Annotated in this window: 1 pseudogene; it reads left to right on the top strand. The window is 44.0% G+C overall.

The window, feature by feature from the left end:
• Positions 1 to 204 precede the first annotated feature (204 nt).
• A pseudogene (locus GFC01_RS19100) lies at positions 205 to 425 on the top strand (hypothetical protein); the annotation flags it as partial.

The raw sequence follows: 425 nt of genomic DNA, 5'->3' as shown, positions 1-425 counted from the left end.
CTCATACACCGTGTGTTGTCCTTAGATCGTTTGATCATAAGGTGATGGAGGGATTTGAGTGGGTGGCTCACCTTCCGTTTATGACCCTTTTAAAAGAACCAAATGAGGCAGCTGTGAAAGAGGCCGTTCATCAGCTGATGAAAACAACCGGTCAAAAGGGAGAGGAAGCTGGATGAGGGCTCTTAAACGCTGCGTGAAAGCACAATGAATCGAGCGTTTCTTTACAATGCCAGTGCGAACTTAATCACGTTTGTCCTAATGATGCTTATGTCTGTATGTTTAACACCTTATATTGTTCATACGCTTGGGGTGGAAGCATTCGGCTTAATCCATCTGACGCAAAATATGATCAACTATTTATCGGTCATTACGGCTTCGTTAAGTGCGGTTGTTGTGCGATTTTTTTCTGTGGCGGCTCATAAAGG

It is taken from the genome of Desulfofundulus thermobenzoicus, assembly GCF_009428905.1.
Taxonomy (GTDB): domain Bacteria; phylum Bacillota; class Desulfotomaculia; order Desulfotomaculales; family Desulfovirgulaceae; genus Desulfofundulus_A; species Desulfofundulus_A thermobenzoicus.
Note: the sequence above shows the minus strand (reverse complement) of the source record. Positions and strands in the feature narration are given on the sequence as shown.